Origin of the sequence: Prosthecobacter gellanilyticus, assembly GCF_007992435.1 — a bacterium.
In the GTDB taxonomy this organism is placed as follows: domain Bacteria; phylum Verrucomicrobiota; class Verrucomicrobiia; order Verrucomicrobiales; family Verrucomicrobiaceae; genus Prosthecobacter; species Prosthecobacter gellanilyticus.
The window spans coordinates 323,168-348,043 of sequence record NZ_BKAG01000001.1; the positions used below are offsets into that span (position 1 = coordinate 323,168).

Below are 24,876 nucleotides of genomic sequence, written 5' to 3' on the forward strand. Positions count from 1 at the left end.
ATCATAAGTGACCCGCTTCACGCCTTCGTCACATCCTGCGTCTCAACGATTTCGGCAGTGAACATTTTGTCACACGAATGGACTGCGCACCTTGTGCGCAGTCCATTTCGCCACCTGCCGCTGCTGCTCGGCGAGAACCTTCTGGAGGTCTGCGATCCGCAAGCGTCGAGAGTTCCAACTCAAGTAAGTCCTTCTCTTCGATCCACCGGCGTGACCCTCACCGTCCCATCACCCAGGCGGAGACACATCCGTCGTGCGCTTGCTGCGCGGTCGCGGCGAAGTCCGCCAGATAACCACGCTGATAGTTAGGCTTCGGCCAGGAGGTTGAGCGTGCATCAAGATCCGCGTGCACCTGCACGGTGCCTGCCATCACATCGAACTCGATCTCATCACCATCCTGCACGGCGGCGATGGGTCCGCCCACCACGGCTTCCGGCGAGCAATGAATGCCCATGACACCATGCGAGACACCGGACACACGGCCATCCGAGAGGAAGGCCACCTTGCCATCCAGCTCCGGCACGGCCAGAGCAGCACTGGCGACGAGAAGCTCCGGCATGCCGGCCGCGATGGGACCCACGCCACGCAGCACCACGACGTGTCCAGGCTGGATGCGCTTCTCAGCCGCCGCATCAGACACTTCCTTCACGCTGGTGAAGCAGATGGCACGACCGCGGAACTTCGGATCCGAGCGCGAGGACACTTTGAAGACCATGCCGTGCGGCGCGAGATTGCCGAAGCAGATCTGCAGATCTGCATAACCTTTGAAGGGCTGTCCCAATGGTGCGACGAGATCCTGATCCGCAGGCACATCGGGGCAATGCGCCACGTTTTCCGCCAGGGTCTGTCCGGTGACGGTGATGCATGAGCCATCCAGCACACCGGCTTTGAGGAAATGCTTCAGCAGCATGGCCGTGCCGCCGATGCGATGCAGGTCTGCCATGGTCCCCTTGCCACGCGGAGCAAAGTTGCAATACACCGGCGTCCTGCGGCAGATGACCTGCACATCACGCAGTGTGAAGTCCAGCCCCACCTCATGCGCGAGCGCGAGGATGTGCAGCACACCATTGGTGGAGCCGCCCATGGCGGCGATCGCTGCCATGGCATTGGTTAGGGCAGCTTTGGTCAAAATGTCGCGAGGACGCAGGTTCAGCTCTAGCAGGCGGCGCATGGCCGCGCCGACACGTGCGCAATCATCCAGCTTGCCAGCATCCACCGCAGGAATGCTGGAGGTGTCTGGCAGGCTCAGGCCCATGGCTTCGAGAGCCACACCCCAGGTATTGAAAGAAGCTGCGATGCCGCAGCCACCCGCTCCAGGACAGGCATGACGGATGACGGTTTCAGATTCCTCGATGGTGATCTGGCCGCTGTTCGCCTGCGCCTGTGAATCATAGGCATCCAGGATGGTCAGCGAGCGGCCCTGATGACATCCGGGGAGGATGCTGCCGCCATTCACGATGAGGCCCGGGCAGTTCATGCGTGCCAGCGCCATGGCAAAGGCAGGCCCGTTCTTGTCACAATGATGCAGGCCGATCATGCCATCATAGCGATGCGCGCTGCACACCATCTCCGCACCGTTGGCCATGAGATTGCGCGAGACTAGAGATGAGGCACCGCCCTCATGGCCCTGGGTGATGTTGTCACTCACCGGGCTGACGCCGAAAGGAAACGCGATCAGTCCCGTCTCCGCGCAACTTTGCTGCAGAGCCTTGGCCAGCTCATGCGCGCGCAGATTGCACAGGTTCCCGTCCAGCAACGGTGTGGCGATGCCGATCTGCGGCTTGTCGAAGTCCGCCTCGCTAAAGCCAAGCCCCCAGTAGAAGGATTTGACCCCACGCTGCCAGCCGTGGGTGAGAGAGGAGGAGTTCCAGTTGAGAGGTTGGGACATGACGTTGGGTGGGTAAGTCCCTTCATAGTCATGCACAGGCCCGGGCTCAAGCTCGGGAAGCTGTCTGTCCACCTCCGACCAAGGTCCTAGAGCCATGGTCGGATACCGCGATGCGGGGTTCAGGCGCAGAATGAGGTCATCAAGTTAACAAACCTCCATCGCGACACGCTCATGAAGACGACCCACCTCCCTTACGCACTACGGACGCTCCGTCTCAGCATCAGCCTGTTGCTGGGGCTGCTCATGGCCACCAGTTCCCATGCGCAAGTGCCGCCTTTTTTGCTCCGGGAGTCTCTGCTGCCACCGCCTGGCCTTCAGACTGGCCGATACCTGGGCTATGGGGTCGCCATGGACGGCGCGCTCATGGCTGTGGCAGTGCCTGCATTCACCACCGTCGTCCCCGGGCCGGGTTCAGTTAGAGTTCTGAACAGGAGCACCGGTGAATTACTGCATGTCATTCCCAATCCCAACCCGACCGCTAATGACGCGTTCGGATTTTGCATCGCCCTCGTCGGCACGCGCCTGGTCGTGGGAGCCTCAGGCGAGGCCTCCAGCGCGGGTGCGGTCTATGTGTATGATCTGGCAGGTGCCACCCCGACAGTGCCGGCGCTGACGATCAACAACCCAGCGCCAGCGAACCTGGACAACTTCGGCAATGCGGTCGCGCTCTCCAGCACGCACCTGGTGGTGGGCGCCTTCAATGATGATACCGCGGCCACGGATGCTGGCTCGGCCTATGTGTTTGATCTGGGCAGCGGCACGCCCGCCGTGCCCGTCCTGACGCTGGCCGACCCGGCTGCCGTGGCCAGCGACCAGTTCGGCTATGCCGTGGCGATCTCAGGCTCACGTGTGGTCGTCGGCGCCCGGTTGGACGACACCGGGGCGAGCAGCTCTGGCACGACCTATGTGTATGACATGACCAGCGGCACCCCCACGGTGCCGGTGACCACCCTGAACAACCCCGCCCCTGGATCCGGCGACCAATTTGGATTCGCGGTGGCCATCTTGGGAGATCGTGTGGCCGTGGGTGCCGCAGGGGACAGCAGTGCCGTCAACAATGGTGGCAATGTCTTCGTCTATGATCTGGCCAGCGGTACGCCCACCGTGCCGGTCCACACGCTCACCACTCCAGCCACCAGCCAGGGGGCCTTCGGTTCCTCTCTTTCTCTCCACGGCAGCCGGCTTCTGGCCGGAGCATACGTCAACAGCGTCGGTGCCATGGCGGCGGGCAGTGCCTTCTTGTACGATCTCAGCGGCGGCACGCCCACCGTGCCCGTGCGTGCTTTTCATAACCCGACACCGCAGGTTCAGGACCGCTTTGGGCATGCCTGTGTCCTTTCTGGTGACCAGATTCTCATCGGGGCACCTTATGACAATACCGGTGCGCCGGACGCCGGCAGTGCCTATCTCTATGATCTGACCTCCGCCACACCCACGACACCGGTCTCTAGCATTAATGCCCCGGAGGTCGAGACGGACCTCCGCTCCGGATCGGCGGTAGCAGTGTCCGGCAGTCTCGTGGCGGTCGGCACCCCGCGCCAGCGTCTGGCGGTGGACAATGTCTACTCAGGCTGCGTGAAGATCTATGACCGGAACAGCTCCACGCCCACCGTGCCTGTCTTCACTCTCGTCAATCCCCTCCCGGCCAATAACGGCCTCTTTGGTACCTCCATCTCTTTCTCGGGCAGCAAGCTGGTGATCGGCACTCCGGGTGACTTCACTGGCGCACCCTCCGCCGGTATCGCCTATGTGTATGATTTGAGCAGTGGCACGCCCACGGTGCCGGCCTTCACTCTTACCAATCCTAATCCTACCCAGGGAGACAATTTCGGAACTACGGTCGCCATCTCCGGCATGCGCGTTGTCGTGGGCACTCCGAATGAGGATGTGGGCCAGACCAACTCCGGTTCCGCCTATGTCTATGACCTGGCTGGTGGCACGCCCACCGTGCCCATGGCGACCCTGAACAACCCGGACGCAGGCCTGAGTGACCTCTTTGGCGCGGCCGTCGCCATCTCAGGCACGCGGGTGGTGATCGGTGCTCACAACGATGACACCGGGGGCACAGACGCAGGCAGCGTTTATGTGTATGACATGACCAGCGGCACGCCCACCGTGCCGGTGACCACGCTCAGCAACCCCGGCTCCGGGTCTCTCGCGTCCGATCACTTTGGCACATCGTTGGCCATTGAGGGCGCTCGCGTGGTCGTCAGCTCCCCGTCGGATGACACGGGTGCGACGGATGCCGGCTGCGTGTATGTCTATGATGTCAGCGGTGGAACACCCAGTGTGCCGGTGCTTACCCTCACCCACCCAAGCCCCGCAAGCAGTCATGCCTTTGGCACGATGATCGCGCTCTCCGGCAACCGCCTGGTGGTGGGCACTCCCAACAATGACAGCGGTGCGACGGATGCTGGCAACGTCCACATCTATGATCTGAGCAGCGGTACCCCCGGCACTCCCATCGCCACGCTCCTCAATCCCACACCCGTGGCTGCGGACAAGTTCGGCACGGCGGTCGGCCTGGACGGAACCACCGTCGCGGTTGGCGCGCCCCTCGCCGAGGCCGCCGGTGCTGACCAGGGCGCGGCCTATGTCTATACCCCGCCGAAGACGAACGCGGATCTCTCGGCGCTGACACTCAGCTCCGGTGGGCTCACGCCTGGCTTTGACGCGGCTACCACCAGCTACACGGCGGACATCCCTGCCGGCACAGTCTCCATGACCGTCACCCCGACGAAGGCGGACTCCGGCGCGACCATCAAGGTCAATGACAACGCGGTGGCCTCCGGCAGTGCCAGCGGCAGCATCACCCTTCAGGTGGGCGACAACGCGATCAACATCCTGGTCACTGCCGAAGATGGCGTGACGACGAAATCCTACACAGTCACCGCGCACCTGCCTGGAAGCGGCATGCTCGCTTTTGCCAGCCCGGTCTACATCGTCGCCAGCAGTGCCGCAGGCAGCGCGGCGGACATCATCATCAGTCGCAGCGTCAGCAACGCCGGAGCCATCAGCTGCACCCTCAGCAGTAGTGATGGCAGCGCCACGGCACCCGCGCTGTACACCGCGCAGAGCGGCACCGCCGTTCCTCTGGCGGACACCGTCAGCGAAGCGCATGTGATGATCCCCATTGCCGCCGGAGCCACCACGACCACCGCGAAAGTCTTCACCATCTCGCTGGCCAATCCCAGCGCAGGAGCATCACTCGGCGCAGCCACCACTGCTACGGTCATCATTCTTCCACCGGCTTCAGCGACGGAGACCACCAAGCCTGCGGTCGCGATCACTTCCCCAACCAATAATGCAACCATTGTGGACACGCTGCCTGTCATCATCTCAGGCACCGCCACGGACAACATCGGCGTGGCAAAGGTGCAGGTGTCCGTCAACAACGGCGTGAGTTTCACGGATGCCACGCTTGCCAGCATCGGTGGCACAAGCACGACCTGGACGATCAACGTCACTCCTCTGAACGGCCCGAATGCCGTCAAAGCCCGTGCTCTGGACTTCAAAGGCAATGTCTCCGCGCCGGCCACGCGCTCGTTCACGCATCTGCGTACCCTCACTGTGGGAGTGAGCGGCCCGGTGAATTCGGGTGGAGTCGATGCCGGCTTCGTGCCCACGTCCGCACGTCAGAGCGGCAAGAGCTACTCGATCACGGCCAAGGCCAAGGCTGGCCACGTCTTTGACGGCTGGACCGTGAACAACATGGCCGGCACGTGCATCACTCCCGCCAGCGCGGAATTGCCGAAGCTGACCTTCATCATGCAGCCGGGCCTCACGCTCACCGCGAAGTTCATCATCAATCCCTTCAAACCGGAGCTCACGGGTGATTTCAGCGGTCTCATCCTTGCCTCCGGCACCCAGCCTGCGGGCGGCACCGTGATGAGTCATGCCAGCACCGGTCTCTGCACTGCCAAGCTGACCACCACCGGTGCGCTGAGCGGCAATGTGAAGCTGGATGGCCTCACCCTTCCATTCACTGCCCAGAGTGATAACACCGGCGTGGCTCGCTTCGGCCCCACCCGGGCCACGACCATGACTCTGGTCCGCCCCGGCAAGCTGCCTCTGCTGCTCGCGCTGCAGGCTGATCTGACCGGCGCGACCAAGACGATCACGGGCACACTGACTGAGATGTATCGCGGAGACATCACTGCCGAGTTCAAGGTCACCGCCGACCGTCACGCCTACAATGGCAAGAACGCCAGCGTGCCCGTCAGCTACGTGAAAAGCTACACAGGACGGCTCAAGGCACGCGCCAGCCAGGGCGCGGGTTTCACCCAGCATGATTATCCGGCTGGCGATGGCTTCGTCTCTTTCAAAGTGCAGGCCAACGGCCTCGTGAGCATGGCCGGCAAACTCGCGGATGACACCCCCGTGACCTTCAGTGGCAATCTCTCCCAGGCCAACCACTGGCCTGTGTACCAGTCCCTGTATTCTAACAAAGGTTGCATCGCCGTGGATGCCGTCCTCGATGAAAGCCAGACGGACAGTGATGCGACTGCGATGAACATGCTGTGGTTCCGCCCTTACCAGCCTGCCCAGTGGTATCCGTATGGCTGGAGCGAGGGCATCTTCGTGGACATGCTGGCCAGCAAATACACCCCGCCGCCTGCTTCTGTCTTCACCGGTCTGGGTGCGGTGGATGCGACCCTGGGCAACACCAACCTCATCTTCACCGGCGGCCTGCTCAGCAATGGCATCACCAAGTTCGTCAACCTCACCCCGGACGACAAGACCTCCAATGCCCCGCTCAGTGACAAGAGCTTCAGCCTGAAGCTGGTCCCCGCCACCGGCCTCATCAGCGGTGACTTCACCCATACCGACGGCAGCAAGCCCAAGTGGCAGGGCGTACTCCTGCAGAAAGGCGCGAACAAAGGTGGTCATGGTTACTTCATGAGCTCCAAGCCTGCCACGCTGAACTACCTCGGTGAGAGCGGCCTGGTAAGCTGGCAGGCGAAGTGAGTTGAATGCAAAAGACTCGAGGCTTGATTCCGGCACTCTCTGTCTGCACCATCCCGCGGTCAGAGTGTCAGCCGGATCAACCTCTCTCTTTTCGCATCGTGAAATATAAGATCAAAAACGCCGACGCGAGCGGCTCCGAGTTCATCAACACGAACCTCCAAGGATCCAGATTCCATGACGTGAATCTCTCCAGCGCCGAGTTCGTGGACGTCAACCTCTCCAACACCAACTTTGAGGATGTCGCGCTCACGAATGTGACCATCCGCAACGCCAACTGCTCCCACATGGTCCTTGAGGACGCCTGCTACGAAGGCATGCTTATTGATGGCATTCCGGTCACGGAGTTGCTGCGGGTGTATCAGAACCAGCAAGCTTGAGTCTGACCATTACATGATGCGCCCGACAGACTGACTCCCATTTGATCGATCACCCATCCATGAAGCACTCCATCTTTGCTGCCATCCTTCTCGCTGGAACCACCGGCCTCACCCTTGCCGAAGACAAGGTCAAAAAGCATCCCGAACGGGAAGACGTGGCAGGGATTGATTCGAAGGACCCGGAGATGATCGCAGCTCAAAAGAAAGCACGCGATACTCTGATGACCTTTGTCCGCGCCATCCAGAGGCCAGAGGCCAACAAACGCTACCTGTTGAAGGTGAAGATCACCGAGGGCGGCGAGACAGAGCATGTCTGGCTGGAGCCCGTGAAATGGAATGATCCCGGACTGCTGGGCCGTCTGGCCGTGGAACCAGTGGCCATCAAAAAGCACAAGAAGGGAGACATCATCGCTCCCCTGCCAGATGAGGTCAGTGACTGGGTGATCCTCTCCAAGGACGGCGCCAAGCAAGGAGGCTACACCACAGATGTGGTGGAAAAGCGTGAGACTGAGTCTGCGAAAGAGAAGTGAGCTCTTTGCTTTCGCGGAAAGGGTGCTTGCCCCACATTGTATGAAAAGCTCGCTGAACTCGGACGACATCAGAATCAGTCACCTCTATCTTGGCCCCGGAAAAGGTTCCACTATGGAAGCCACCCATGTGCCCACCGGCATCTCAGTCGCAGAGCATGTGGCAAAGGATTCTGCTGAATCCAAGACGGTCATCCAAAGTCGGTTGCTTGTGGCTTTGGAAGCCAAGATTCAGCGACAAGGCAGCCACTGCGACAGCGATCTGCCGGCCCATCACTACCTGAAGGTTTATAGGGGACGTGTGAGCTTGGCCGAGCGGGGAATCTCGAAACCTCATCCGGAAGTGGTCGACTACATGCGCCGGTTGGTGGCAGCTTTTCAAGCCATGGACCCGCAGGCAAAGGTAAAGCTGGAAACAAGAGGAAGTTGGGTCCGCTTCAGCGTGGCCGCCACGGATGCCTTGATTGCGGAGATTGATTTCGCTCCCTATCAGGAGTGATTCTCTGCATGTCCCAGATCCAGCAATCTCTCGGCTTGGTGTCCCTCGTTGTTCGTGACTATGACGAGGCGCTGGCGTTCTTTGTGGGCAAGCTGGGGTTTCAGCTCATCGAAGATTCGTATGTGCCGCAGCAGGACAAGCGCTGGGTGGTGGTCTCACCTCCAGGGGCGGTGGAGTCGCGCTTGTTGCTCGCCAGAGCTTCCACGTCTGATCAAGAGGCTCGTGTCGGCACGCAGACAGGCGGGCGGGTGTTCCTGTTTCTCTACACGAATGACTTCCGGCGCGACTATGAGCGCTACAAGGCACAGGGCATCACTTTTGTGCGCGATCCCGTGGAGCATTCGTATGGTACGGTGGCGGTGTTTCAGGACCTTTATGGCAATCTCTGGGACCTGCTGGAACCGAAGTGCTCCAAAGCCTAACGAATAACATTTTCATACCCATGAAACCACGCATCACCGTCATCACCCTGGCCGTGGAGGACCTCGAGCGTTCGCTGCGCTTTTATCGCGACGGCCTCGGTTTGCCCACGCCGGGCATCATCGGGCAGGAGTTTGAGTATGGCGCGGTGGCGTTTCTGGATCTGCAGGCTCATGTGAAGCTGGCCCTCTGGCCACGCGACAGCCTGAGTCATGACACGGGCATACCAGTCAGCCAGACGATCTCGGTCAATGGTTCGCTCGGTCACAACGTGGCCAGCAAGGCTGAGGTGGACGAGGTGATGGCGCAGGCCAGTGCGGCGGGTGCCACCATTGTAAAGCCTGCCCAGGACACTTTCTGGGGCGGCTACTCTGGCTACTTCCAAGATCCCGACCAGCATCTCTGGGAGATCGTCTGGAATCCGCAGCTTCTGCCAGAAGAGTAAGTTGACGGCCATACTCTGCTCCCGAAATGAAGTGTGCAGCCTTGCTTATGATCACCGTTCTTCTCGGTGCTCTCCCATCATGTGACGACAAAGCTACGAATCGCCAAGACACCAAGACGGCCATGGAACAAGAATGGAACGACACTGACAAATACATCCTGAATGCCATCCATAGCTGGGTATGGTCAGGTTTTTACGATCGCGACGAGGTCGACTCAATGATCGACGACATTCTCGAAGAAGATGCCCACGAGGAACAGCTACGTGGAGCAGTCGGCCCCGAATTCGCAAAGAAACAGGAGGCCGAGAAAACGTGGCCTGCACAGACAGACTGCGATCGCCTGGATGCCGCCTTCCGGGCCTTGGAACAGCGCGGTGTTCTGGGTTTGCAGAATGCGGGGTACACCATGTCAGACGGCCATCAGGATGCGTTCGAGATTTTATCAGCCAGGCCGGGGCACAAATATATCGGCTACTGTTTTTACCATGGTCAGGACCTTGAGAGAGCTGTCTGCGGTGGCGGCCTCATGATTGCGTTTGACCACCTGGACAAGGCAAGTCCTGAGAAGATCAAGATTGGCATGGCTCTCAAAGAAGAACTGGAGCGGGTGGGATTCGTGCTGGAGTGGAGCGGCTCATCAGAACAGCGGATCCACATTCCCGCGATCGAGTGGAGGCGACGATATCGCGGAGGCCGGTGAGGCTGGAGGCTGCCGATATAGCCGACAGGACTTCCTTCACTCCGTCCTTTCTTTTCGGAGAACTCTTTCGAGAGTCGACGTCTACCTTACCACTATGCGTTTGCCGCTCGCCGCTTGTCTTGTCCTCACCGCCCACTTTGCCTCTGCTGCTGACTGGCCGCAGTTTTTTGGGCCGCAGCGCAATGGCCATGCGGACGCGAAAGAGAAAGCGCTGCCAGATAGTTTGTCAGGCGACTTGAAGCCGCTGTGGGAGAAGTCCGCAGGCTCAGGCTTCGCGGGACCTGTGGTTGTGGGTGGCAAGGTGATCCTGTTTCACCGCGAGGGCAGTGACATGACCGCCGAGGCTCTGGATGCAGCCACCGGCAAGCCGCTCTGGCGCACCGTCTACATCACCGATTATGTGGATAGCTTTGGCTTCGACAACGGTCCGCGTGCGGTGCCTGCGGTGGCTGGAGATCGCGTGTTCACCTTCGGTCCCGAAGGCCGTGTGACGGCGATGAGCTTGAACGATGGCAAGGAGCTTTGGATTTTTGACACCGCCTCAGCACTGCAGTCTGGCCAGGGTTTCTTTGGCCGTGCGCCATCACCGTTGGTGGTGGGAGACAAGGTGATCATCGCGGCTGGTGGCACCAAGGATGGCAAACCCGCCGGGCTGGTGGCATTGGACACTGCGAGTGGCAAGGTGGCCTGGACGAGTGTGGAGGATGAGGCGGGCTATGCCTCTCCGGTGATGGTGGATGACAAGCGTCTGCTGGCCTGGATGCGTAACCAACTTTGGTTAGTAGACACGACAGACGGCAAGGTGATCACCTCACGCAAGCTGCGCTCCAGCATGGATGCCTCTGTCAATGCGGCCACGCCGGTGGCTTGTGGCGATGACCGCTGGCTGGTGTCCGCAGGCTATGGAGTCGGCGCGCATCTGCTCGGGGTCATGCAGAGCAGCTTTGCCGAGATCTGGCAAAAGGAGGACACGCTGGACTGCCACTATGCCACCCCGGTGCGAGTCGGAGACTATCTCTACGGTTTCCACGGCCGCCAGGAGAGCGGCATGAAGCTGCGCTGCATTGAAATCGCCACCGGCAAAGTTGCCTGGGAAGATGAGGAAGAAGTGCGCGGTGGAACGATGATCGTGGTGAATGACAAGCTGCTTGTGTTTACCGAAATGGGCGAGCTCTGGCTGGTGCGCGCCAACCCGGCAAAGTATGAAAAACTTGCGGCGGTGCAGGTCACGCGTGCGGGGCATCGCTGCCATGCAGCCCTTGCGGATGGTGTGCTGTATTTGCGCGATGCCGAGAAGCTGGTGGCACTGAAGCTGAACTGATCTATAGCGCTCAGAGAATGATCACGATCGATACCCTGAACCAGCATGTGGGTGAGGAAAAACTCCGCGCCACCGTGGCCGCGTTTTATCGTCGTGTGCGTGAGGATGCGCTGATTGGTCGCATGTATCCGCAGGATGACTGGGCAGGTGCGGAGAAGCGTCTGGCGGACTTCATCGTCTATCGCTTCGGCGGACCGCAGACCTACATCGAGGAGCGCGGTCATCCACGCCTGCGCATGCGGCATATTCCTTTCTCCATCGGTATGGCGGAGCGTGACCAATGGCTGAAGCTCATGGGCGAGTCCATGCGCGAGACCGGCATCTCTGAAGAGGCCGCGGAGGTGATGATTCCTTTCTTCACGCAGGTGGCGGACATGATGCGTAACCGGCCGGAGTAGGTGTTAGAGTTCTCCTGGCGTGGAAATCGCGGAGCGTCCCGGAGTGCGGTGGCAGAGATGCAAGGGCACCCTTGCATCGTCGACACCGCTCTTGTGCGCACACAATGCCACCTAACTACAAAGACTTTTCTGCGCAGACAGCGGTGTCGCGCTTGAGCGTCCCACCGCTTTCCACGACGCTTCGCGCAGATCGTAGCATCACTCCCACTGGCTGCCCTTGCTGCCGACATACGTCATGCTGAGGCCGATGATGATGTGGGCCAGGAGCACAAACGCAGCGAGTTCCGATGAGACGAGGCTCGTTTCCGTGACACGCTTCACGGCATCGTAAAAAGCCGTGTCACTCATGCTGCGGAGACTGCCGGACCACGCCCAGAACGCGGCGATGAAGGGATTCACCGCTCCCTCGATCCAATCCGGAAGACTCAGCACAGCCCCGGAAAGCGGAAGCTGAAAACCGACGAGGTAGATGCTGAGGATGGTGGCCTTCTCCGGCGTGCGGCACATGGCGCTGATGCCAAGGCAGACACTGGTCATGGCCGCGGAGACGAGCACGAGCAGCACGAGCTTTGTCAGCAGGTGCCCGGGCAAACCACCGGTGACCATGTCGACAAAGATCCCCATCCACACACTCTGCGCGAGCACGAAAACCCCGAGAAAGAACACCTTGCTGATCACATACGCCGTGGTGCTGAGCCCTCCGAGTTTTTCGCGCTCAAGGATCAGGCGCTCACCGGCAATCTCACGCGCGGCATTGTTGCTGGCCATCAAGGTCACGAGGACCACCTGCAGCATCACGAGACCGCTGACGAGGCCGCCAGCATTGAGCTGCTGCACCATGTGTTCACTCTTCTGCTGCAGCTCATAGAGCATGTTGCTGTCCTGACGCTGGCTGAGCTGTTTTAAAGGCTTGATGCCATCGAGCGCAAAGATCACCACCAGCAGCGGGAAGCCAAACAGCATGGCCAGATGCAGCCATACCTGGCCTGAGTCACGGCGGAAGATCGTCCAGCGGCGATGCAAAAGGGTGAAGACCTGGCTGAACAAACCGGGGAGTTCTTCCGGCGAGATGGTTTCATCTTCAGGCTCTCCGTCATCCCTTCGCTTTGGCTGCTCGGGCGCGCTCTCGAGCAGCATCTTTTCATAGTATTCACGCTTCTTCTGCCAGGACTCATGCCAGGCCTGGGTGTCACGCTGTGTGAGGCGCAGATACACCTCCTCCGGATGATCGACCGTGAAGTAATGCGTCAGCAGTTTTGGCGGGCCGTGATACACAAGCCGGCCCTTGTACATTACGAGGACGCTATCAAAGGCCTCAAGGCTGGCGAGGCTGTGCGTGACGTTGATCACGAGACGGCGCGGGTTCTCACGTGACAGCACCTTCAGCAGATCCGTGATCTCGCGCTCTGATTTGGGATCGAGGCCGCTGGTGACCTCGTCACAGAGCAGCAGGCAGGGATTCGTGACGAGTTCCAGTGCCAGACCCAGCCTTCGCTTCTGACCGCCGGAGAGCACCTTGACACGTCTTTCGGCTAACTCGGTTAGGCCGGTCAGCTCCAGAACCTTGTCCAGCTTCGGCTCAAACTCATCCGTGCCGGGAAGCTGCGTGCGGAGGGACATGCTGTTCGCCACGCACTCCTCCACCGTGAGCAGATCATGGGCGACACTGAACTGCGGCACGTAGCCAAGCTCTCCCGGATGCAGGTCTTCCTCTTCCTTCAGGTCCCTGCCCTCCCACTTCAGCTCACCGTTCGTCTGCTCCACGATGCCGGCAATGACCTTCAGCAACGTGGTCTTGCCGCAACCGGATGGACCCACGATGGCCATGAGATGCCCCTGCGGCACGCTGAAGGCCACCTCCTGCAAAAGATGCAGACTCTCCTCCTCGGATCCGGGAGGAGCATCCACTTCGAGACCGACATTGTTCGCTTCGAGCATGAGGTGATCTTAGGCCAGAAGGCCAATTCAGAGGCAAGCACGATTGTTGCGGATCGTTGCTGGGATGATCGCAATCCTGATCCGGCCAAGGTCGGATGGCATGTGGGACGAGGAAGCGCAGATTGAAAGGGTTCCACCTCACCCTGTCTTTTCCGCCCGTCATGAAATCCACTTCACCTCCGCCCCGCTGGATGCGCCCCTTCTTCGGCACCCTGCTCCTGCTCTGCGGCCTGGGCTGCATCGCGTCATTAGTCAGCAAGGAAGGCAGGCTGCTGGCCTCCGGACAGCGCACGGAAGGCGTGGTGGAGGAGGTGATCGAGAAACACAGCCGCACCACCACGGACCGGGTCTATGACAGCAAGACGGGCACCACGCGCTATGTGAAGAGAGGCGGCGGCGTGACCTATGACATGATGATGCGCTTCACCACGGCAGGGGGGAAATCCGAGCTGACCAAGATCTCCGCCATGTTTTACAACGTACCGAAGGTAGGGGACAAGCACCCCATTCTCTATCTGGCCTCCAACCCCAAAGTGGCCAAGGTGGAATCCTTTCGTCAGCTCTGGGCGCCGATGTTGGTGGGCCTGACCGTGACGACGCTTTCTCTGGGAGGTGCCTTCTGGCTCCTGCGTCGGCGCAAAAAGCCAAGGTGATACCCGGAATACTGAGGAATGGCAGGTCTCTCATTCACCGAAACCTCTTTCATCTGAAAGGATGGTGACCTTCGTAACGGTTGTGTTGTCGTCTGAACGGTGAACAACCTCCCCCCTCGCGACCATGAAAAAGCTCCTTACCCTCTTCTCCGCCATGTCCCTCCTTGCCTCGTCCGCTCTAGCCGCAGATGCCCCTTCCTCGGGCAAAACCGAGTCTGCCATCATCGGTGGCGGCTGCTTCTGGTGCACAGAAGGCCAGTACAAGATGCTGAAAGGGGTGAAAAAGGTCATCAGCGGCTATGCCGGCGGCAACGTGGACAACCCGACCTACAAGCAGGTCTGCACCGGCGAAACTGGCCACGCGGAAGTGATCGAGATCCAGTACGATCCGGACATCATCAGCTACAAGGACATCATCGACCTCTTCTGGCTCGCCCATGATCCGACCACGCTGAACCGCCAGGGTAATGATGAAGGCACGCAGTACCGCTCCACCATCATGTACACCAGTGAGGAGCAGAAGAAGATTGCCGAGGCGTCCATGGCCGAAGCGGCAAAGGATGCCCCCGGCAAGATCGTCACGGAGATTGTGCCGCTGAAGAAGTTTTATCCTGCCGAAGACTACCACCAGGACTACTTCGCCAACAATCCCAACGCCGGTTACTGCCGCGTGGTCGTGGGCCCGAAGGTGGCCAAGTTCAAGAAGAAGCTCGAAGAGAAAGCCAAGCTGAACGAAGCGGCGAAAACACACTGAGAGCAGCCCGCATAACCTTCTTTGCGGAACGAGCGCAGATCTAAAACAAGAAACCCCAAAGTGCCGAGATCGGACTTTGGGGTTTCTCTTTATAGGGGTGTCGCCTGGATCACTTCTTCCACTGCCAGGCCTCATCAAAGAAGCCCGCATCAGGAACGCCACCCGGAGCACGGCTGCTCTTCGGCTGGGTGAAGTCCACCACCGCCCAATCTGGCAGCTTGGCCACCTGGCGCGCGTTGTTCAGGTAGTCATATTCGCGATACGTGAAGCTGCTGTTGATGACGACATAGCGCTTCGGATTCAGCGGGTTCGGATACACCAGCACAGGCGCATGCGTGGTGGCGTCATAGCTTTTGCCATTCGCCTCGAGCTTGCCGTCCGCCCACTTGATAGGCAGTTTGGCGATGACCTTGGCCAGCACGGCATTGCTCTGCGGATCGCCCCAGAGAATGAGGTTGTTCGCGGCGATGTCGGCATCGGTGATGGCCTTGTCATCCTTCGCAGGAGCATCGCCACGGAACTGGCGGCGCCATTCGAAGCTCGCGCGTTCCATCTCAGCCTTGGTCCAGGCACCCACCTTGTCATTGATCGCTGCGCCCGTGGGCTTCACGAAAAGGAAGCTGTCCATGAAGGCATCATCGATCGGGCCGGAGAGACCGTGCTGTTTGACGAGTTTGCCTTCTTCATGAGCCGTGAGTGCCTGCTGCCACTTGCCACCGACGCGGCGGAGATGAACGGTCCAGGAGCGATCCGTTTTCGGGCGCACGACTTCCAGAGTGGCACCGTCAATCTTCACGCTGGGCTTCTCACGCACGCTGAAGGGGCAGTGACCGGGAGCCATGTCGATGGTGATGGCGGTGACGTTCTGCGTCTTGAGGGTCACTTCGTTTTCACCGGTGATCTCGGCATGCACACGAGTGCGCTCCCAGTGCTTCTCCAGCTCATCCACGGTGATCCAATGCATTTTGTTATACCGGAGGAACCAGGTGGCGAAGTGGATCTCCTTCGGTGTCCGATCACGACCCACCGCAGCAATGGCTGCGAGACGCTTTTCGATCTCGATCAGCGAGTCCGGATGGATCTTGTGCGCGGTCTGCGGGCCGATGATGTGCTCGAGCTCGATGTTCTCCATGCGGAGATACTTCTCCATGATGTCCGCCGCCTGCTTCTGGCGGTCGATCTCACCACTGTAAGCCACGGTGGGCAGGTTGAAGAGGTTCAGCGCGCTGTCGGTGGCATTGTACCAATGCCAGAGCGTCTTCTCATACACCGGGATTTTTGACACGTCCTCGCTCTGGAAGACATTGAGGAACTCCGGTGTCTCGGCAAAGCCGGCACCAGGGTTCGCGGCACACCATTTGTCCGCATGGTTCACGGCGAACTGCCATGCGGCAGCACCGCCCATGCTGAAGCCGCGGATGATGGTGCGGTCTTCATCAATAGCGTAGAACTTTTTCGCGTGATCGATGGCCTCAATGAGGTCCACTTCACCAGCAAACTTGTTCGCGCAGCAGTAGCGACCATAGGGATGCAGCACGAGCGCATTCGCCGGAGCCACATTGCCCACCTGCTTGCGACGCTGGTCGAGAAAGCTGAGCTCGCTCAAAGTCTCGCCACGGCCATGGCACCAGGCATCGAGACGTGAGGGAGCGCCGCTGTAGCTCTCGGGAATGACCATGCCATAAGGCTGCACAGAGCCATCGACCTTCGAGCGATAGCCGCGCACGACGAGGCCCTTCTGAGTGGTCCACGGATGCTGGCCGTTCTTGAGCTGCTCGGCACGCAGCTTGCCTTCGGCGATGATTTCCTGCGCGGACTTTACCTCGGGCAGTTTATGCACTTCGTTGTACTTCAGCGCCCAATCGACAGCCTTGTGATACACTTCCACGTCCGGCAGCAGATCCGCGAGCTTCGGGTTCTTCGCCTGCGCTTTGACCGCCGCATCGATGGCAGTGCGCAGTTCGCTCAAGCCCTGCTGCAGGGCCTTGGCATCGGCTTCGGGAACCGCGACTCCTGGAGGCGGAATGGGGCGGACATTATCGGTGGCGTTGTCTTTGGGACCGTCAGCGAGAGCGGTCGAAACGATGAGCAAGGGTAGGATTCGGAAGGTCATGAACGGAAGCGCTAGTATACGCAGATGAATCCGAATCATTCGGGATTTGTGCGGTGAGGTGGAATCCTGCCCGCCTCATGCCTTCACCACGTTGAGCTTGCCACGCACCGGCTTTTTCAGGCAGTCTACCGTTCACATGAACGCGACCCTCATCCAGCAGCCCGCCTTGCGTCTGATCACCGCGAGATCCAAGCAGTTCCCGGAAGGCAATCGCGAGGCTTTCACGTCGATCGAATCACACCTCAAAACCCTCAAAGGCCGCCGCTTTTACGGTCTGGTGTATGAGAAGGACGGGGCTCTGGACTACCACGCTGGTCTCCTGCCTGACAGCGAGATCGAGGAGCGCAGATTCGCCGCGCTGGGCTTCACCATCACCGAGATCGCCGCCGGCCCCTGCGCACGCCTCAAGATGCTCGACTGGACCAGCAAGACCGACCAGATCGGCCCCAGCTTCGGCGCCATGATCCGCCAATACGGCATCGACCCCTCGCGCCCCCAAATGGAATACTACCGCAGCCTCACCGAGCTCCACCTCCTGCTGCCCGTGCCAGCATCCAGCGAAACAAAACCTTGTTAACCGCTGATGGGCACTAATGACCAAGCATCAGAGGGTTTGGACCATTAGTGTAAATCAGTGTCCATTAGTGGTTAAAAGATCTGGGGGTCACCCACCCACCCGCGAACAAAAAAGCGGACCCGAAACCGGATCCGCTTTTTAAAATGCTATTGAGCGAGGCGAATTAAGCCTCAAGCACAGCTTCGTCCACGTTCACGCGGCGACCGTCCTGGTCGAAGCGCACGCGGCCTTCCACGAGGGAGAAGATGGTGTGGTCCTTGCCGATGCCGACATTGCGACCTGGGGTCCACTTCGTGCCACGCTGGCGGATGATGATGTTGCCGCCGATGACGACTTCACCACCGAATTTCTTCACGCCGAGACGCTTGCTGTTGCTATCGCGACCGTTTTTGACGGAACCTTGACCTTTCTTATGAGCCATGAGTGTGTTCTCCTGAGTAAGTGTTGAATTGAAAAAGGATTACGCGTTGATCGCGGTGACCTGCACCTTCGTCAGCGGCTGGCGGTGGCCCTTGGTCTTGTGGTAGCCCTTGCGCTTCTTGAACTTGAAGGCGGTGACCTTCTCGCCCTTGAACTGGCTCAGCACCTTCGCCTGCACGGTGGCACCAGCGATGATCGGAGCGCCGATCGTGAGGGAGGCGCCTTCGCCTGCGGCGAGGACCTGATCGAAGGAGGCGATTTCGCCCTCGGCAACTTCGAGCTTTTCCACGTCGAGCTTGTCGCCCACGGAGACTTTATACTGCTTGCCGCCGGTCTTGATGATTGCGTATGCCATAAACTGTGACTTTTAGAAGGGTGAAAAAGCCGCAGAGCAGGGGGGAACGAGTGCCCAGGCGGCAGGGGGCGCGCATAGTGCCATCAAAGATGGTTACGGCAACCAGTTTTTTACGTACAAGGCTTCCTCCCCTCTTGCCAGCCCCTCCGGACCACTCCAAAGGAGGGCGAAATCATGCTCCGTGGCGCTCAACAGTGGCTGCTTCCTTACCTGCGTTTTCGCAGGCATCCCGTCCGCATCTCCCCGGACCGGCCCCTGCACGCCTGCATCGCCGTCTGCGATCACTACGAGCCTCTGCACGATACCGATCTCGCCGGGGCTCAAAAAGCGGTCGCCCACTGGCAGGCCACCTGGCCCGGACTGGTGAGCAGTCACCAGGACAGCTCCGGGCGCGGCCCCCGGCACTCCTTTTTCTACCCGATCGAGAAGTACGAGCCCTCTCTGCTCGCCCCCCTGGCGGATCTTTGCCACCAAACCGGCAGCGAGGTGGAGATCCACCTCCACCACGACAACGACACGGAGGCCACCCTCATCGCGAAGCTGGAAAAAGGCATCGCCGACTTCGCCAGCCACGGTCTCCTGAGCCGGGATGCCGCCTCGGGCCGGGCCAAATACGCCTTCATTCATGGGAACTGGGCCCTGGACCACTCCCACCCCAGCGGCCGGAAGTGCGGCGTGCCCAATGAGCTGGAGGTTCTGCGCCGCACCGGCTGCTACGTGGACATGACCCTCCCTTCGGCGCCGGATCCCTGCCAGACCAGTACCATCAACGCCACCTACTACGCCCGCGAAGACGGCCTGCCCAAGTCCCACGACACCGGCACACCGGTGGAGGTCGATCAAACCGCCAAGCTACGCAATCTGGAGGACCATCTCCTGCTCATCCAGGGTCCCCTCGGCCTGAACTGGCAGCGCCGGAAATGGGGCCTCATTCCCCGCCTGGAAAATGGCGATGCCTCCGGCAGCAACCCGCCCACCTTGGAACGCTTCCGCCTCTGGCTGGAACTCTGCCCGAGAGTGAAAAACGGCGCCCCCTGGATCTTCATCAAGCTGCACACCCACGGCGGAATCTCAAAGAACTACAAGATCCTCCTCGGTGAGGCCATGCAGCGCTTCTACCGCGATCTTGCCAGCTTTGCGCAAACGACTCCCGGCTTCCACTACCACTTCGTGACGGCTCGTGAGCTGACGAACCTCGTCCACGCCGCCGAAGATGGTAAAACCGGCTCACCTTCTCAGTGGCTGGACTACCTGCACGCGAAGCCACCGGTGCTGGGTTAGAGCACAAACGCTCGCAAGAGACTCCTCTGCCTAGCTTACTTCAGCGTCTCAATGTACAGGATGAGACTCTCAATCTGCGAGTCATTCAAGATGCCGTTATAAATCGGCATCCCGGTGTCGAACTTCTCAAAGCCCTTCACCACCTTTGCGCTCGGATTCAGGATCGACTCACGCAGATACGTCGCATCCGCCTTGAACTTCCCCTTCGCGCCTTTGGCGATCTCGCGCTCGCTGCCAAACAGACCCTTCCAGCTCGGTCCGACTTTGCCCACCAGACTGCCATCAATGCTGTGACAGGCCATGCAGCCAAACATCTGGTATAGCCGTGCCCCTTCCTCCGCCGTGGGTTTCACCGCGACAACAGCAGCGGCGGCGCGTGGTGTCAGATCGACCTCAATCTTGCCAAAGCCTTCCTTCACGCCATCAAACGGCATGAGCTCCCAAGGCGTGAAATACGCCGTGTTCTCCGCCTTTGATCCATCCACGCTCTTCAGGCCCCAGCCTAACCGCATTTGATTCACCGCCTTCATCGCGGGAAAGCCCACCAGCACGCTCATGCCATCCTCGCTGAGATAGGCACTGCTCGCCGTCATGAACTCCTGACCGGCGCTGCCGTCTAACTTTAAGTGCGGACTGCCATATTCCGCCGTGCGCTGGTAGTTCCAGCGCTCCGCGCTGTAGCTCGCGGGATCCGTGGCCAGCTTTGGATCCAGCTTCGCGTTGAAGCGCATCAGGATGCCCTTGTCCGTCGGCGTCAGATCCTTCAGCAGCACACGCTCCTTGCCCGTCCAGCGCACACGCGTGAGACCACTGAGTTTCGTTGCCACCGTGCCCCACACCTGGAAGCCCACCACATAGAGCTGGCCATCCGCCGGATTCACCTGCGCATTCAGCGGCGGGATCTCCAGATCACGCGTGAAACTCACCACGGTTGTTGTCGGACGATGCGCACCTTCCACTTGCAGCTCAGGAACCTTCATCAGCACACGAAACAACTCCGGCCGGTGATACCCCACATGAATGAGCTCATCATTCAGCGGCCCCATCTTCGCGCCCACCATCCACGTTTGTGTAGCACCGCTGGGATTCACCGGATGCGGGATCCAGGTCAGCGGTTCCGTGATCGCCTCAGGATACTTTTCCTTCTTCGCGATCGTCGGAATGTGCCCATAGAAGTGATGCTTCTGGATGAGCTGCAGCGGTGTCGAAGGCACATAGTTGCCCTGCTGATCACTCGCCGTGACCATGCCCGTCTGCGGATGCACGCCAATGAACGGCTGCCGCAAGCCATAACCAATAATGTCGAATGATTTTCCATCCGGCGCGATCTTGATCACCGTGCCATTGTGCTTGCCGCGTGTGGCACCTTCCTGTCCGCCTTTGGAAATGTAGAGCTCACCATTCGGCCCCAGCTTCATCGAGTTCGGAAACTCCCGCGTCTCCGCCGTCTGCGCGAAGAGATTGCAGAACATCTCATACCGGTCGCACTCCTTGTCACCATTCGTGTCCATCAGCTTCCAGATCCCGCTGCGGTCGAAGACGAACAATTCCTGATCTTTGATTCCTGATTCCTGATTCGCTGGGCGTGCCACGATGCTCATGGGTTCGTGCAAGCCGCTGGCGAAGCGCTTCCACGTCACCTTCTCCAGATCACCCTTCAGCCCTGAGATCAGCCAAACATCCCCATCAAAAGTCACCCCGGCCGCATCCCCGTGATCATTGAGAAAGGCAATGTCCGCGAGCCGCACATTCCGCTTCCAAGGATTCGGCACCGGTAGCGGGATGGTATCCACCACGTAGGCGTCCGTGGATTTGGAGAGCTCGCCCTGGGTGGCGACGACCTCGGTCCAGCGTGGCTTGCCGTCCGCCTCCTTCGCCTCATCACTGACAATCCCCGGTTTGCCATCCACCAGACTGATATCAAAGATGTGCCCTTCCTCCGAAGGGGGAAGTTCTAGCCAAAAGTAACCATCGGCAGAACGGCGGAGCGTGCCCTTCGGACCCGAGGTCATGCTGATCTGGAGAGAGCAGAACTCGTCATACTTCGCCAGCAACGGGCCGAGGTTGTTCACCTCAAACTTCTCAGCCGTAAGTTTGCCCTCTCGATAATCGCGAGTTCTCCCGATGCACATCACCAGCGGTTGCTTGTGGTCGGGCAGCTCCCAGGTCTGACCAAAGAAGCTCGCTTCTGGAAGGCCCATCACCGTGCACTGAGCTTCGAGACCAAACAGGCGGACACCGATTTCCACGCCACCCTCGAAAGGACGCACGCGAGTAAAACGAACGTCCGCCATCGGCCCCCTGCCCACCTCCTCCTGGCTCGGCGCAGGCTCACGTGGATCTGTGAAGGTCGGCTTGTCACCCAACTGCCAGCCCGGATACAGACCATTTGCCAGCCACACCTTCCCCACCGGCTTTGGCAGATCCTCCTGGCCGTCCTTCGTCTTCTGACCGGCGACATAGTAGGATCCCGTCGCCAGCGCCGTCATGGTGATCGGCGGCTTGCCCGCCTCGCCCTCCCAGATGCAGGCAATGCGCAGCAGTTCCGTGTCGTAGCAGGCCCACAGATTGTGCCCGAGATTCAGGATCAGCCCACGCGGTGTCAGGTTGTCCTTCGGAAAACCTTCCCCCAGCTCACGGCAGTCCAGCACACTGCTGAAGAACGGAAAATCCGGCTCCACCCACTCTCCCCACGGCGAGGGATTCCCCTTGGCGTCGAGATGAGGTGCTGACTGACCTCGTGCTGGAAGGACAGAAAGGACGCAAAGGACAGAAAGTACGGCCGGAACAAAACGCATCCCCTGAGAACACCCGAAACCTGCCCTCTCTGTCAATGCCTTGAAACCGTTATCGCGAGGAACCCACCACGAACATGAGATAGATGGTGCTCATGATCGCCGAGAACATGCCCCGAGGCAGGAAGATCAGCATGGCCCAGGCAGCCGCCAGATGACGGGAATGCCTGAGCTGCCAGACGATGAGACCCCAGAGCAGCGCCACCAGCCAGCCCCAGCGCCCTGAGAGCAGGCACAGAAAGACGAAGCCCCATCCGCTGATGTCAGCGAACAGGGCTCCAGAAGTCATAAGACAAGGAGAGGGTGGGTATCAATCAATCCCCAGCACCCTGACCGCTGTCCCAGCGACGAGGCTTGAAGCCGCCAGCACCTGGGTTGTTTCCAAAGCGCCTGCCGCCGCCAAAGCCGCCACCCGCATCGTCACGACGTGGGCCGTAGGGCTTCTTGAAGCCACCACCAGGGCCGCCTTTGAATCCGCCGCCGCCACCACCACCGTAGCCGCCGCCTGGCTTGCCACCATAGCCACCGCCACCACCGCCGAAGCGTGGTTTGCCACCGTAGCCGCCGCCACCACCACCGCCGTAACCGCCACCCACATCTTCACGACGCGGGCCTTCGTCACGTGCCGGGCCTTCATCACGACGAGGAGGGCGTGGGGCCCAGTTGGCTGCGCCAGCGCTGCCTTCACGATCGGCCATGTCCATCCGCACGTCACGACCACGGAAGGTCGCGCCTTCGATGCTCGTCAGCACGGCCGGAGCCAGTGCCTCAGGGATCTCCACGAAGCTGCACTTCGGCAGCACATCGATGCTGCCAATGCTGCCCGCCGGGATCTGGCAGGTGTTGTAAATGATGCCGGCGATGTCGCCTGGGCGGGCATTGTCCATGCCGCCGATGTTGATGAAGAGGCGCTTCATGCCTTCAGCCGCCGGACGCGGGCCTGCAGGACCTGGGCGGGCGGGGCGGGGCGCGCCATCACCGCCTTGCTGGGCGCCTTCAGCACCACCTTCACGCGGAACGAATTCGCGCTGCGGGCGGTCTTTCTTCGCGGAAGCACGGTCTTCCATGATCTGCTCACCTTCACGGGAGCCTTCCTTCATCCACAGATCCAGCAGGGCGCTGACCACATCCGTCATGTCAAAACCCGCGTCCAGCAGGCGCTGGGTGGTGTGTTCATGCTTCGTGTAGGTGCCGGCTTCCAGCGTGGCCTTGAGCTTCTCAAAGCTCTGGTCCACGAGCTTCGTCTCCACCTCTTCCTGGGATGGCACCTTCGTGCGGTCCACCTTCGCATTCGTGAAGCGCTGGATGCGCTGCATGAGGTAGATCTCACGGCCTGCCACTAGGCTCACTGCGGTGCCCTTGCGTCCCGCACGGCCTGTGCGTCCGATACGGTGCACATAGTCTTCCGTGTCATACGGCAGCTCATAGTTCACGATGAGGTCGATGTCGTTCACGTCGAGACCACGTGCGGCCACGTCCGTGGCCACCAGCACTTCCACGTTGCCGCTGCGGAAGTTCCGCATCACGCGCTCACGCATCATCTGGTTCAAATCACCATGCAGACGGTCAGCGGCATAACCACGGGCCATGAGGGAGTCCACCACATCATCCACCGCCTTCTTCGTGTTCGCGAAAACGATGGTTAGGCGCGGGTCTTCCAGGTCCAGCACGCGGCAGAGCACTTCCGTTTTGCTGCGGCCCTGCACTTCATAGTAGCGCTGCTCGATCGTCGGCACCGTCAGCGCCTTCTGCTGGATCGTGATCGTTGCCGCGTTGTTCGTGTACCGGTCGATCAGGCGGCGGATGCGTGGGTCAAAGGTGGCGGAGAAGAAGATCGTCTGGCGCTCCTTCGGCAGAGATTCCATCAGCTTCTCGATGTCTTCGGCGAAGCCCATGTCGAGCATCTCGTCCGCTTCATCAAAGACCAGCACTTTCAGGCCGTCGAGGCGCAGGGTGCCACGGTCCACGAAGTCCTGGATACGGCCCGGAGTGCCGACCACGATCTGGGATCCGGCCTGCAGGGCGCGGATCTGGCGGTCATACGAGGCGCCGCCGTAGACCGGCGTGGCGCGCAGACCTTCTTTAAAGCTCACCACCTTGTGGATTTCCGCGCAGACCTGCATGGCCAGTTCACGGGTGGGGCACAGGATCAGCACCTGCGTGCGGCGGTCTGTGGGATCAGCGAGCTGGATGGCGGGCAGGCCAAAAGCCAGCGTTTTGCCGGAGCCGGTCTGGCTCTGGCCCACCACGTCACGGCCGGTCAGGGCCACGGGGATGGCCTCCGCCTGGATGGGGGAGGGTTGTTCGAAGCCCTGGGCCTGGATGGCCGCGAGCAGTTCAGGGGAGAGGCCGAGATCGGCGAATGTCTTTTCCATGTAGTGTCCTTGTCTAAAAACCGGCAGAAAGGCTCCAGTGAATGGGCAACCCGTCCGCCGTAAAAGCGTCC

21 protein-coding genes are annotated in these 24,876 nt (G+C 60.3%); 13 read left to right on the top strand and 8 right to left on the bottom strand.

Annotation, left to right across the window (positions count from 1 at the left end):
* Positions 1–217 precede the first annotated feature (217 nt).
* Positions 218–1,888 carry a dihydroxy-acid dehydratase domain-containing protein gene (locus BGE01nite_RS01220; protein WP_146848427.1) on the bottom strand — a complete coding sequence of 557 codons (1,671 nt, stop codon included), beginning with the start codon at positions 1,886–1,888 and terminating at the stop codon, positions 218–220.
* 171 nt (positions 1,889–2,059) lie between these two features.
* On the opposite strand from BGE01nite_RS01220, the gene BGE01nite_RS01225 reads away from it, so the two are divergent.
* The 9 genes from BGE01nite_RS01225 (at position 2,060) to BGE01nite_RS01265 (ending at position 11,544) form a co-directional block, all read left to right on the top strand.
* Positions 2,060–6,856: a cadherin-like beta sandwich domain-containing protein gene (locus BGE01nite_RS01225; RefSeq protein WP_146848428.1), complete on the top strand. Its 4,797-nt coding sequence runs from the start codon at positions 2,060–2,062 to the stop codon at positions 6,854–6,856.
* A 98-nt stretch (positions 6,857–6,954) separates the two neighbouring features.
* Positions 6,955–7,233, top strand: a complete 279-nt coding sequence (locus tag BGE01nite_RS01230; RefSeq protein WP_170266514.1) for a pentapeptide repeat-containing protein — start codon at positions 6,955–6,957, stop codon at positions 7,231–7,233.
* A 59-nt stretch (positions 7,234–7,292) separates the two neighbouring features.
* Positions 7,293–7,763, top strand: a complete 471-nt coding sequence (locus BGE01nite_RS01235; protein WP_146848430.1) for a DUF2314 domain-containing protein — start codon at positions 7,293–7,295, stop codon at positions 7,761–7,763.
* 40 nt (positions 7,764–7,803) lie between these two features.
* Entirely contained in the window at positions 7,804–8,259 is a 456-nt protein-coding gene (locus BGE01nite_RS01240; RefSeq protein WP_146848431.1) for a hypothetical protein, read from the top strand.
* Between the two features lie 8 nt (positions 8,260–8,267).
* On the top strand, positions 8,268–8,681 hold the full coding sequence (locus BGE01nite_RS01245) for a VOC family protein (RefSeq protein ID WP_218032867.1): 414 nt from the start codon (positions 8,268–8,270) through the stop codon (positions 8,679–8,681).
* Positions 8,682–8,701: 20 nt separating this feature from the next.
* Positions 8,702–9,124 (top strand): VOC family protein, encoded by a 423-nt coding sequence (locus tag BGE01nite_RS01250; RefSeq protein ID WP_146848432.1) that lies wholly within the window; start codon positions 8,702–8,704, stop codon positions 9,122–9,124.
* A 47-nt stretch (positions 9,125–9,171) separates the two neighbouring features.
* Complete coding sequence (locus tag BGE01nite_RS01255; RefSeq protein WP_146848433.1) at positions 9,172–9,825, top strand: DUF6891 domain-containing protein; 654 nt, start codon at positions 9,172–9,174, stop codon at positions 9,823–9,825.
* A 94-nt stretch (positions 9,826–9,919) separates the two neighbouring features.
* Positions 9,920–11,146, top strand: coding sequence for an outer membrane protein assembly factor BamB family protein (locus tag BGE01nite_RS01260; protein WP_146848434.1), 1,227 nt, complete (start codon positions 9,920–9,922; stop codon positions 11,144–11,146).
* Between the two features lie 17 nt (positions 11,147–11,163).
* The gene (locus BGE01nite_RS01265; RefSeq protein ID WP_146848435.1) at positions 11,164–11,544 is read left to right on the top strand and encodes a globin domain-containing protein; all 381 of its coding nucleotides are present in this window, start codon (positions 11,164–11,166) and stop codon (positions 11,542–11,544) included.
* 198 nt (positions 11,545–11,742) lie between these two features.
* Here the strand turns inward: BGE01nite_RS01265 and BGE01nite_RS01270 are convergent, their stop codons facing one another.
* Complete coding sequence (locus BGE01nite_RS01270) at positions 11,743–13,482, bottom strand: ATP-binding cassette domain-containing protein (protein WP_146848436.1); 1,740 nt, start codon at positions 13,480–13,482, stop codon at positions 11,743–11,745.
* Positions 13,483–13,643: 161 nt separating this feature from the next.
* Here BGE01nite_RS01270 and BGE01nite_RS01275 point away from each other — a divergent pair, with 161 nt between their 5' ends.
* Positions 13,644–14,135 carry a DUF3592 domain-containing protein gene (locus tag BGE01nite_RS01275; protein WP_146848437.1) on the top strand — a complete coding sequence of 164 codons (492 nt, stop codon included), beginning with the start codon at positions 13,644–13,646 and terminating at the stop codon, positions 14,133–14,135.
* 124 nt (positions 14,136–14,259) lie between these two features.
* Positions 14,260–14,889 (top strand): peptide-methionine (S)-S-oxide reductase MsrA, encoded by a 630-nt coding sequence (gene msrA, locus BGE01nite_RS01280; protein ID WP_146848438.1) that lies wholly within the window; start codon positions 14,260–14,262, stop codon positions 14,887–14,889.
* Positions 14,890–14,998: 109 nt separating this feature from the next.
* On the opposite strand, the gene BGE01nite_RS01285 is transcribed toward msrA, so the two are convergent.
* Entirely contained in the window at positions 14,999–17,002 is a 2,004-nt protein-coding gene (locus BGE01nite_RS01285; protein WP_146848439.1) for a prolyl oligopeptidase family serine peptidase, read from the bottom strand.
* A 136-nt stretch (positions 17,003–17,138) separates the two neighbouring features.
* Here BGE01nite_RS01285 and BGE01nite_RS01290 point away from each other — a divergent pair, with 136 nt between their 5' ends.
* A complete protein-coding gene (locus tag BGE01nite_RS01290; protein ID WP_146848440.1) occupies positions 17,139–17,579 on the top strand; it encodes a hypothetical protein in 441 nt (146 codons plus the stop codon).
* 163 nt (positions 17,580–17,742) lie between these two features.
* Here the strand turns inward: BGE01nite_RS01290 and rpmA are convergent, their stop codons facing one another.
* Positions 17,743–18,000, bottom strand: a complete 258-nt coding sequence (rpmA, locus tag BGE01nite_RS01295; protein ID WP_146848441.1) for a 50S ribosomal protein L27 — start codon at positions 17,998–18,000, stop codon at positions 17,743–17,745.
* Positions 18,001–18,039: 39 nt separating this feature from the next.
* Complete coding sequence (gene rplU / locus BGE01nite_RS01300) at positions 18,040–18,354, bottom strand: 50S ribosomal protein L21 (RefSeq protein WP_146848442.1); 315 nt, start codon at positions 18,352–18,354, stop codon at positions 18,040–18,042.
* A 174-nt stretch (positions 18,355–18,528) separates the two neighbouring features.
* Here rplU and BGE01nite_RS01305 point away from each other — a divergent pair, with 174 nt between their 5' ends.
* Positions 18,529–19,635 (top strand): hypothetical protein, encoded by a 1,107-nt coding sequence (locus BGE01nite_RS01305; protein ID WP_146848443.1) that lies wholly within the window; start codon positions 18,529–18,531, stop codon positions 19,633–19,635.
* 35 nt (positions 19,636–19,670) lie between these two features.
* Here the strand turns inward: BGE01nite_RS01305 and BGE01nite_RS01310 are convergent, their stop codons facing one another.
* From BGE01nite_RS01310 to BGE01nite_RS01320, 3 genes are all read right to left on the bottom strand, one after another.
* Positions 19,671–22,316, bottom strand: coding sequence for a DUF6797 domain-containing protein (locus tag BGE01nite_RS01310; protein ID WP_246145636.1), 2,646 nt, complete (start codon positions 22,314–22,316; stop codon positions 19,671–19,673).
* Positions 22,317–22,482: 166 nt separating this feature from the next.
* Complete coding sequence (locus BGE01nite_RS01315) at positions 22,483–22,719, bottom strand: hypothetical protein (protein ID WP_146848445.1); 237 nt, start codon at positions 22,717–22,719, stop codon at positions 22,483–22,485.
* A 25-nt stretch (positions 22,720–22,744) separates the two neighbouring features.
* Positions 22,745–24,805: a DEAD/DEAH box helicase gene (locus BGE01nite_RS01320; protein WP_146848446.1), complete on the bottom strand. Its 2,061-nt coding sequence runs from the start codon at positions 24,803–24,805 to the stop codon at positions 22,745–22,747.
* Positions 24,806–24,876 lie beyond the last annotated feature (71 nt).